Genomic DNA, 9,869 nt, shown 5'->3' with positions numbered 1-9,869 from the left:
AGATAAACGCAGATAATTTCAGGGTGTTTTCCGATTTTTGCAATTCAAGTCTATTTGTGTCTGCCAGACTAAAGGCAGAATAACATGACTTATGTAAATGTTTCCAGAAATTATTCGATTTGATGAGGAATAAGCAATAAAAATGTTTGACGCACTACTGATATCGGTAAAATGTGCGTTGTCTGCCTGCCTGCCTGCCTGCGACCTAAGATTTTGTCTAATTCCTGTTAATATCAGTTAATATCGATTAAAGTCAGATTGCAGTTAACTTATGATGATTAATTAGAGCGAATCAGGAGTTATTTAAATTAAATAAAAAATGGTGATAAAATAAATTTTTATCCGCCGAAACACTGAATCAACAGAATTAATTTTTTCCATAACAATTTGGCAAATTTATCGATTCCAAAGACTCCTGCCTGACGCGACCCGCCATCGCAGCTAGCTGCAAACTCATAAAAGCATTCAAATCTTCCAGGTCGCATTTTGCTGAAGAAAAAATCTGCTGCATTTGATTTTCAGATTCCAAACTCAGATATCCGGCAGCAATAGCTTGTTTGACAACATCACGAATCAGCATAATAAAATACTCCCTGATTAAAATTAATACACAATAACAATTATTTACTAACAAGAAGTTTTGGAAACTGTCTCGCCCAAAATTGCAAAACCTTTCAGCTCGCGAGACTCTTGTTTGACTAAACCTGACATAGCTGCCAGTTGCAAAGTCATAAAAGCATTTAAATCTTCTAATTCATACTTAGTAGTAGTTAACATCCGCCGCAGTTGATTTTCGGCTTCAAGAGTTAGATAACCTAAGCTCAGGGCTTGTTGGGCCAGGTCGCGAATTAGTACCATGACAATTGTGGGTTGGATTGGTTGAATAGCCTCAGTATCAACCCTTTTAACTGACTTTGCAGTGACGGCTATTGCTGTATTTGTGTGACATTTTTAGAGGCGAGCCGTGACAGCCGGAGTCGCAAAGTGTGACTAAGTAATTGCACGGATGTGACGGAGATCACGCGGGGGAGAGGGGGAGAGCCCGCTAGCTGCGGCTCCCTTGAGCTGGTAAACGGGGAGAGAGTATCCGAACCCGCTAGCTTGGGCTCCCCTCGGCTCGGTTGGGGGCAAGAGGCTGGCTCACAAGCGGCTGGCGCCAGGCGCAGTCGAGGTGATAAGTCGCGGTTATCGAGTTCTGGGCGAGATACAGCACCAGTCGGGAACGAGTAAAGAGTGTCCGAGTGCGAGCAGGGGAGCATTTTTATTCCCTGCGACTAATGACTAATGACTGCTAGCTAGTGGCTTCTACCTTCAGAAGACGGTGAGCGTCTATAATCAGCAAGTTAAATATTTACGCAAGACCTATGGAAGCAGCACATAAAGATTTGCTACAACAAATAGCCCGATTATCTGAAACTTATGGTAATTTAGCCGATCGCCTCTCAAGAGCAGCCAAACAACTGCAAGACTCCGGTCTTCCTCCTTCCGACAGCTTACTGCAAGAAATTGCTACCTACAGTCGCAACTTTGCAGAAGTCCAAAAAAAAGCTCTCGAACACAGTAAATCCGCCCTCGCACCGGGAGAAATTACTTCTCTCAAAGACATCCAAAACTTAGTTGAGACTGTCGCAGCTTCCGCAGGTAAAGCCGAAATTCGCGACGCAGCTTTGAAAGTCCTCGATCGAGTATTGGCGATCGCCCACCGGGAACAAAGCGACTTCGCGCCCTTACAATCAGTGCATGGTAAAGCCCGCGAACTCCACCGCGCTATTTCCGAATCCACCCCAACTCAACTGCATTCCGACGCCGAATCCTTAGTCAGCGGGAAACACCCAGTTGCAGCAGTGCTCGCCCTAGTGGAACAGCAAGACAAATTAGATGACGAACAGTGGGTAATCCTCGAAGAAACAGTCAGTGCCGCTTTTGGGAAACAAATAGCCGTCGCCATTTCCCGAGGCAAATTAACCATTACTCAGATGGTAAAAGCAGCGCCTGCAAAAGTCGAACCCGTATTTAAAGCAGCAACCGAACCAAAAATGGGCGCCGAACCTCTGCCCGAAGTGATTATCATCCCGTCGGGAAATGTTGCGCCGAAACAAGTTACAGTTGCGCCACAAATCCAAATTTTGGAATCCCCCGCCGCGACGGCACCCATGCACGAAGTCATTATCGTACCTAGCGTGGAAGTACCTAAATCTCTCCAAGCAACCGGCTCGGGTAACATCGTCTTTGGGGCACCTCGCGAGATTCAACAAGTGCCAGTAGAGGGCGGTTTGGGATTGCAAGTTTTGACGCACATTCAAGGAATTGGCGATCGAACTTTCGGTGCCCAAGAATATGCCGGTACCAAAGCTCAAGGACGGCGCGTCGAAGGATTTATAATTAATATCGCTCCACCAATTCCCGGCTTAAATGTCGAGTACATGGCTCACGTCGAAGGTGTTGGCGATACTCCTTGGATTAGCGAAGGAGAATTAGCGGGTTTTCGGGGTCAAGCGAAACGAATTGAAGGCTTTGCCGTGCGGCTGACTGGGCCGCAAGCTGATAAGTATGATGTATTTTATAGCGCTCACATTCAGAATATCGGCGACACAAATGTGTCTTCCAACGGCGAATATTGCGGCACTCGCGGTAAAGCTTTGAGAATTGAGGGCATCAAAGTTTGGATCGCGCCGTCTGCGAGTTCTCAAGTTGCGGCGCCTGTGGGTTTAAAAGTGTTGGCGCACATTCAAGGAATTGGCGATCGCACTTTTAGCGATCGAGAATATGCCGGTACCAAAGCTCAAGGCCGCCGCGTCGAAGGTTTTCAAATTAAAATAGAGCCTCCAGTTGCGGGTTTAAATTTGGAGTACATGGCTCACGTTGAAGGAGTTGGCGATACAGCTTGGATTGATGAAGGGGAATTAGCCGGTTTCCGGGGCAAAGCTAAACGAATTGAAGGATTTGCCGCGCGGCTGACTGGGCCACAAGCTGATAAGTACGATGTGTTTTACAGCGCTCACATTCAAAATGTCGGCGATACTCCTGTTGGTTCTAACGGTCAATATTGCGGCACTCGCGGCAAAGGTTTGAGGGTTGAAGGGATGACAGTTTGGGTTGAGCCGAAGGCGTAAAAATTGAGAATGAATGGAAAATTTTAAATTTAATTTTCCATTCATTATTTGTAGTCAGGACTTTAGTCTTCTTTCTAAGTTTTAGTCGCTCGGAACTTCAATCTTTAGATAAACTCAGCTCAATCACCCGTTTGGTTTGTAGTCAGGACTTTAGTCTTCTTTCTAAGTTTTAGTCGCTCGGAATTTCAATTTTTAGATAAACTCAGCTCAATCACCCGTTTGGTTTGTAGTCAGGACTTTAGTCCTCTCTCTCTGAGTTTTTAGTCGATCGGGACTGAAGTCCTTGCTACAAACCGTCCTGTTAATGGTGTACGAAGTGCGATAAGCTTTCGAGGGCATGACCGATCGCACTTGGAGCAGATTCGACGGCTTTACTCGCTCCCTCCACCGCATCACCGCCAAATTGACCGTAATATGTCTCTTTGACCATTTCAGCTTGAATTTTCTGAGTAGTCTGGGAGGGATTAGATTCCCAGTTGCGGATGGTTTGGACAATCTCGAACCCGGCCCAAATTAACATTCCCAGGACGATCGCACCAATTAAATATTCCATAGCTTTTTAGAAGATTGAGGTTTGCTGTATCAAATCTAGCGCGGCGATTGCCAGCAAGCAGGATGAAAATCCTTGCTGTTGAGTGCGGATTTCCCCCTATTATACCGTCAGGAAGAAGCTCTGAGTTGAGGTAGAAGTAGGGTGCCCCGGAAGGGCGTTATTTTCGCTGTCTACTAACAATCTCACAACTGACGCACGCCAGCAGCAAATGATGCGTCAGAATTATACTTTCCGTGCTTATTCAAAATCTCAAATCAGACGCAGCCTAACCCTTGCTTGGGATAGTTGGTATAATTTGGCTTCTGTAGTGAAGATTTACAGCAAAGCAAATGGTTGAAATTAAACCAATACAGCAAAATCAAATTGAACAAGCCAAGCAAGTAGTCATTGCAGTATCTCTAGAAATTTGGCAAGGCTTACTCACAAAGGATGAGTTGAGTTGCTATGATTCAATGTCTGATATTGAGAATGTACGATCGCACTATTTCGACAATAACGGCACTTTCTTGGTATTAGTTGATGGTGAGCAAGTTGTAGGTACTGGAGCAATCCGAAAACTCGATGATGAAATCTGCGAACTTAAGCGGATGTGGTTTCTCAAAGAGTATCGAGGACAAGGGTTAGGCTGGAAAATGGCTCAAATACTCTTTGATTTCGGACTCGCAGCAGGTTATTGGAAGATTAGGCTTGACCTAGCAAACGAAGAGCGACAACCAGAGGCACTCAAATTTTATAGGAAGCTTGGCTTTTATCCAATTGATAGATACAACGATAGTCAATGCCTTGTATTTATGGAGAAGTTGTTGCAATAGATTTCTGGCAAAAAGATAGTCCTTAACAGGCAGGATGCCTGTTCCACAATAATTATGCCAGAGGTTTAATAGTAGGGACAAAGAAGCAGAGCTTTATCTCAAACGCTGCACCTCCTCCACCGATACAGAAAGCGCCCCAGCTACTTGTTCCACACTCAAACCCATTGCCAAAAGTTGGGGGATAGCATCTCGTTGTGTTTGCTCTGCGCGATCGGCCCGCTGACTCTGGGCTTCCGCCCGCTGTCGTTCCTGTTCGGCCCGCTGACTTTCAGCTTCCGCCCGCTGACTCTGGGCTTCCGCCCGCTGTCGTTCCTGTTCGGCCCAGAGGCGTTCGAGTCGAGCTTGCTCGCTTCCGGTAAGCAACAAATTGCCCTGGTTATCCCACCAGCGCAACCACCGCTGTGTCTGATTTTGATAGCTGCCTTCCCATACCCCCAACTCTATGCCCATACGGTCGATCGGGTAATGTCCGCGATCGTTCGGTTCCAATCGGCAATAGCAACCATTCACCCAATTGTAGACTTCCAGTTGGCTGGTTTTAATTGTATAGATGGCGTAGTAAGGAATGCGGATTATCTGTTCGTATACCCAAAACTTCCCTGGTTTTTGAGTAGTACCTTCTGGCAAACGAGATAAAGGTGTGTTGTCTCGCTCTTCGGAACCATCCCCACTAGCAAACTCGATCGCAATTATTGGCACCATATACTCGCGCCAAATCACGTAAGAGCGGCGAATTTCGCCGTCTAACAAAGGCCCAACGTTGGGGACATAGAACCAGTCAGGGGCTTCGGCACCCTTTTCCGGTGGGTCGGTTTCGCGCCAGTAAATGCCACAGTCTTGCCCGATCGCATATTGTCCGTCGGGGTGAAGTGTTTGCAGTGTGGTTTCTAGGGAATCGGTGAGCAGGATGCTCTGGGGATGCTCTTGGAAATTTTTCACAAAAGTACCGTCAGATTCGGGGAGTTGCGTGTGATCGGGGAAGGCTGGGGGCAACCCTGTCGCACTGAGACTTTGGGTCATGGCTGGTACGCGATCGACCTGGCGATCGGACTGATGCTCTATTACCACAGCATAGCGATTGTCGATCGATTTGTGTAGGTGATTGTGTAGCTGAAAATAGACGGTGATTTAATCATTGTCACTCGCTGTCAACTGTCAACTGTTCACCCTTGCAATGCCGCCAAAAGACACAGCAACAAAGCCTCCGTCCACTCGACTACAGCACCGTAAGTATCGCCCGTGTGGCCGCCCAAACGGTGGTTAAACCAGGCTCCGGCAAAAATTCCGATCGCACTTCCCCCCAAAGCCATCCCCACCGCCAACAGCCAGCGATCGCCCTCCAAGACAACTTGCAGCAAGCTCAAACTTAGCAATAACAGCACTCCTGGGATAAAATCAAAAGGTGAATAAATCGATTCTTTATGAAAAGCTCCCTTACCCTCCGGGCGGAGATACGGATAGCGGGCGATCGCCACCAGTTGGCCCCACCTGCCCCAACCCGCCACACCCATCAAAGCCAGCCACCGATAGTTGTTCAAGTCCGAGAGAGCGGCGGTTTTGAGCAGGACGATCGCGATCGCAGCCATCGCCCCAAAGGCCCCTGTAACGCTGTCCCGCATCACTTCCAGCCTGCGAACTGGGTCGGGTACGGCCAGCCCGTCCGCCGCGTCCATAGCCCCGTCTAGGTGCAGCCCGCCAGTCACCGCGATGCCTAAAACTACTACTAAGGCCGATCGAGTCAGAGCAGGCATACCCAGCAATTGCAAGCCAAAATCCGCGAGTCCCAGCATCCCGCCAATCAACAGCCCGATCGCCGGTGCCAAGCGAGCAATCCCCCGAAACTCCAAAGTCCAAGACATCGGCACCGGCAAGCAAGTATAAAAAGCCACGGCGGCAGCGATGGCAGCGCCTTGATTCCGGAAAAAGTCGATCGTAGAGCGAACCAATTTATCATCCATCATAAGATAGAAAATTTTTCATATTTTATGCAGTTGCGAATCGATTAGCGTGTGCCAGAATTGGAACTGTAACACTCTAGTCTTTTGGATGGGGCATTCCTGACGCCGATCGCTGTTTTCCCCGGAAACCTTTGCCCCGCAGCGATCCCCAAGCTCGCCATCTAAAACTGCTAAACTCAAGTTCAGCGTTTCCCGAACCAAAAATTCTAGCTAACTCCCTGATTTCCAAGACGGGAACATACTATAACAGAGGCTTTTGCTCCATGAGTGACCAATTAAATAACAGGGTAGTTGCTCCTTGCATCATTGATACAGGCATTGTCGTCAACAAGCGCGATATCAAAAGATTGCTGTTTGATTTAGGACGTGTCCGCTACCTTCACATACAAGATGGCAAGATTTACAGCGAGGGAGAAGGTTATGTGTTTGAAGTCTTCGCCAACCCCGATCGCTCTACCCTGATTGCCAACCACGCGCTTTATTTGAACGTGTATAGTTTTGATTATCTGGAACTGAAACAGTCCGCTGAAGAAGGTGCTTATTTTGACCTGATGCAAGACGGACGCCAGTTGCGGTTAATTCCTCTCTCCAATCCTTTGCAAGAGCAAGTCGCCAGAAATTTAAACGCCGCTGCTTTGGATGCGGTGGTAGATCAGGTACTCTCAGGGAACTGGGATCTGCAACTGGATGAGGATGATTCCCCATTTTAGCCGTCAGTCAGTCGATTTTAGATACTTCGACTTCGCTCTACAAGTTTTAGATTTTAGATTTTAGATTTACTCTACAGATGAATCTGGGAGCTTGAACAAGAGTCTAAGATTTTTTGCCATCCACGACCTCATACAAGTTACCAAAAAGAATGCAACTGTCGGCAGAGTGTTCCAAAGCTTTATGTCATCAGTCATTCCCAATTCTTCAATCTAAAATCTAAAATGCTGGGAGCAGTACGTGGCACGATATCCGTTTTTGGGCTTTGTTGTGAAATTTTTGTCGCGATGTCATCAACAATAGATTAGATAACACGGCAGTCCGTGTAGCGGTTAACGATCGACGGTGACTAATGACTGAAGACAAGGCGAAATTTTCTTTTAAATGTCAGGCTAATTGCAGCCATACCCAAGCACGTGCGGGGGTGTTTGCCACTCCCCACGGTATTGTGGAAACGCCTAAATTTATGCCCGTGGGGACGTTGGCTAATGTCAAAACCTTGACACCAGCACATCTTGAGGACGCGGGTTCTCAAATGGTTTTGGCAAATACTTATCACTTGCACTTGCAGCCCGGGGAACGGATTGTCGCAGGTGCCGGCGGATTGCACAAATTTATGGCTTGGCCCGGCCCGATTCTCACAGATTCGGGCGGCTTTCAAGTGTTTAGCTTGAGCCAAATGCGGACTATTTCGGAGAATGGGGTGACTTTTCGAGCTCCCCGCGACGGCCGCATCATTAATTTAACGCCGGAAAAATCGATCGAGATTCAGAACGAGTTGGGCGCTGACGTGATTATGGCCTTTGATGAGTGTCCCCCTTACCCAGCTACGCGGGACGAGGTGGAGGCGGCCACAGATCGCACTTACCGCTGGCTGCAACGCTGTATGCAGGCTCACTCGCGCCCGGATCAAGCTTTGTTCGGCATCGTGCAGGGGGGCGTTTTCCCCGATTTGCGATCGCGCGCGGCGAACCAGTTGGTAGATTTAGATTTGCCCGGTTATGGGATCGGCGGAGTTAGCGTCGGGGAATCGGGAGATTTGATTGCAGAGATTGTGAGAGCTACTGCGCCCCTGTTGCCGGCAAGTAAACCCCGTTACTTGATGGGGATTGGCACCTATCGCGAAATGGCGCTGGCTGTGGCGAGTGGTGTAGATATGTTTGACTGCGTGATTCCGACTCGGCTGGGGCGTCACGGCACAGCTTTTGTGCGCGGGGAACGCTGGAATTTGAAAAATGCTCGGTTTCGCGAGGATTTTGCTCCGCTGGATGAGTCTTGTCCTTGCTATACCTGCCAAAAATTCAGCCGGGCTTATTTGGCACATTTGGCGCGCGCGAAGGAAGCACTCAGCTATACTTTGCTGGCGCTCCACAACGTGACAGAGTTGATTCGCTTTACTGGGAGGATGCGGGAGGCAATTTTGGCCGATCGATTTACTGAAGAGTTTGCCCACTGGCTGACACCAACTGTCGATCGATCGTGATTGGCTTGGGTAAAGATATGCGACAATTATTAAAATTGTGTTGGATAGGTAGGTTGATTCATGGAAGCTGCATTACTGTTGGCTAAACTGCCCGAGGCTTATGCGATCTTTGACCCTTTGGTTAATGTTTTGCCAGTGATTCCCGTGTTTTTCTTGCTGCTAGCTTTTGTTTGGCAAGCGGCTGTCGGGTTCAGATAAGTTTCATTTCATTAAAAAGCAGGGGCAATTCACCAATTGTCCCTGCTTTTAGCTGTTAAGTTTTGTGTAGTTCTTGCTTGTATGCTAGTTCTGTACTCATGGGTGACCAGAAACCGGGTTTTTCAGCAAAATACTCAATTAAAACCCTCAATCTCCGCAAACAACCCGGTTTCTCGGTTCGCAGCGCACAAGTCGCGTATCCGTTAAAAAATCCGTTACCGAATCTCCTTCAACTTCCGCCGATCGCAATTTTAAATGCCGGTCTTTCTGAGATCCGCTTCATGTAATCTAAAACAGCCGGGTAAGGACCCATATCTACCTGTAGCATCATCGGAATGTAAATCAACATCGATCCGACTGCTGCATCGGCGACACCGAATTCATCGCCCATTAAAAACTGCTGTTTCTCGAAAATGCGATTTAACGGTTCTAACAATTTCGGGGTTTCGCGATCGCGGCTGGCTTCGACAAATATTCCCGGGCCGAGAGTGGCGTTAGCAAAAATGACCCACTGCACAATTTCGGCTTGTTTTTCCACAGTGTCGGGCATCTTACCATATTTTTGAGCTAAATACAGCAAAATTGCCCCGGATTCCCAAAGTTTAAAATTTCCGTCCACAATTGCGGGTACTTTGCCGATCGGATTAATTTCAAGAAACTCGGGCTGCAAATGCGCCCCTGCTTGCATATCCAGCAAGACAAATTCGTAGGGAACCGCTATTTCTTCGAGATACCATTTGACAATTGAGGCCCTGCTACGGGCTCCGCCGTAAAGTTTCAACACAATATTTTTCCTTGAATACAATATTGCTGTTATAGCATTTTTGGTCAGTTGACTGTTGACAGTTGACAGTTGACAGTTGACATTGGTAATTGGTAGTTGGTAGTTGTTGATTGGGAATTGACCATTTGAAATTAGAACCTTCTGAGACTGCTGATGTTATGGTGGGAAAAACGACTAATGACTACCAACCAAATAATTGGTGATTAATAACTAATAACCAATAACCAATAACCAATAACCAATAACCAATAACCAATAAC

At 47.5% G+C, this 9,869-nt stretch carries 11 protein-coding genes; 5 read left to right on the top strand and 6 right to left on the bottom strand.

Annotation, left to right across the window (positions count from 1 at the left end):
• Positions 1–367: 367 nt before the first annotated feature.
• Entirely contained in the window at positions 368–583 is a 216-nt protein-coding gene (locus QT974_RS25095) for a hypothetical protein (protein ID WP_333471123.1), read from the bottom strand.
• Positions 584–627: 44 nt separating this feature from the next.
• The gene (locus QT974_RS25090; RefSeq protein WP_333471121.1) at positions 628–858 is read right to left on the bottom strand and encodes a hypothetical protein; all 231 of its coding nucleotides are present in this window, start codon (positions 856–858) and stop codon (positions 628–630) included.
• A 506-nt stretch (positions 859–1,364) separates the two neighbouring features.
• On the opposite strand from QT974_RS25090, the gene QT974_RS25085 reads away from it, so the two are divergent.
• Complete coding sequence (locus tag QT974_RS25085) at positions 1,365–3,113, top strand: hypothetical protein (protein ID WP_333471120.1); 1,749 nt, start codon at positions 1,365–1,367, stop codon at positions 3,111–3,113.
• A 301-nt stretch (positions 3,114–3,414) separates the two neighbouring features.
• On the opposite strand, the gene QT974_RS25080 is transcribed toward QT974_RS25085, so the two are convergent.
• Positions 3,415–3,666, bottom strand: coding sequence for a hypothetical protein (locus QT974_RS25080; protein WP_333471119.1), 252 nt, complete (start codon positions 3,664–3,666; stop codon positions 3,415–3,417).
• Between the two features lie 329 nt (positions 3,667–3,995).
• Here QT974_RS25080 and QT974_RS25075 point away from each other — a divergent pair, with 329 nt between their 5' ends.
• Complete coding sequence (locus tag QT974_RS25075) at positions 3,996–4,478, top strand: GNAT family N-acetyltransferase (protein WP_333471118.1); 483 nt, start codon at positions 3,996–3,998, stop codon at positions 4,476–4,478.
• Between the two features lie 93 nt (positions 4,479–4,571).
• On the opposite strand, the gene QT974_RS25070 is transcribed toward QT974_RS25075, so the two are convergent.
• Together QT974_RS25070 and cobS are read right to left on the bottom strand one after the other, a co-directional pair.
• A complete protein-coding gene (locus tag QT974_RS25070; RefSeq protein WP_333471122.1) occupies positions 4,572–5,498 on the bottom strand; it encodes a Uma2 family endonuclease in 927 nt (308 codons plus the stop codon).
• 143 nt (positions 5,499–5,641) lie between these two features.
• Entirely contained in the window at positions 5,642–6,439 is a 798-nt protein-coding gene (gene cobS / locus QT974_RS25065) for an adenosylcobinamide-GDP ribazoletransferase (RefSeq protein WP_333471117.1), read from the bottom strand.
• 260 nt (positions 6,440–6,699) lie between these two features.
• Here cobS and QT974_RS25060 point away from each other — a divergent pair, with 260 nt between their 5' ends.
• The 3 genes from QT974_RS25060 (at position 6,700) to QT974_RS25050 (ending at position 8,825) form a co-directional block, all read left to right on the top strand.
• On the top strand, positions 6,700–7,146 hold the full coding sequence (locus QT974_RS25060) for a hypothetical protein (RefSeq protein ID WP_333471116.1): 447 nt from the start codon (positions 6,700–6,702) through the stop codon (positions 7,144–7,146).
• A 350-nt stretch (positions 7,147–7,496) separates the two neighbouring features.
• The gene (tgt, locus tag QT974_RS25055; RefSeq protein ID WP_333471115.1) at positions 7,497–8,627 is read left to right on the top strand and encodes a tRNA guanosine(34) transglycosylase Tgt; all 1,131 of its coding nucleotides are present in this window, start codon (positions 7,497–7,499) and stop codon (positions 8,625–8,627) included.
• Between the two features lie 60 nt (positions 8,628–8,687).
• Positions 8,688–8,825: a photosystem II reaction center protein K gene (locus QT974_RS25050; protein WP_068815178.1), complete on the top strand. Its 138-nt coding sequence runs from the start codon at positions 8,688–8,690 to the stop codon at positions 8,823–8,825.
• Positions 8,826–9,054: 229 nt separating this feature from the next.
• Here the strand turns inward: QT974_RS25050 and QT974_RS25045 are convergent, their stop codons facing one another.
• Positions 9,055–9,609 carry a glutathione S-transferase family protein gene (locus QT974_RS25045; protein ID WP_333471114.1) on the bottom strand — a complete coding sequence of 185 codons (555 nt, stop codon included), beginning with the start codon at positions 9,607–9,609 and terminating at the stop codon, positions 9,055–9,057.
• Positions 9,610–9,869: the final 260 nt, after the last annotated feature.

Origin of the sequence: Microcoleus sp. BM001215392, from assembly GCF_036700185.1 — a bacterium.
Classification (GTDB): Bacteria; Cyanobacteriota; Cyanobacteriia; order Cyanobacteriales; family Microcoleaceae; genus Microcoleus.
The sequence above is the reverse complement of the archived record's forward strand: the minus strand, read 5'-3'. Positions and strand labels throughout refer to the sequence as shown.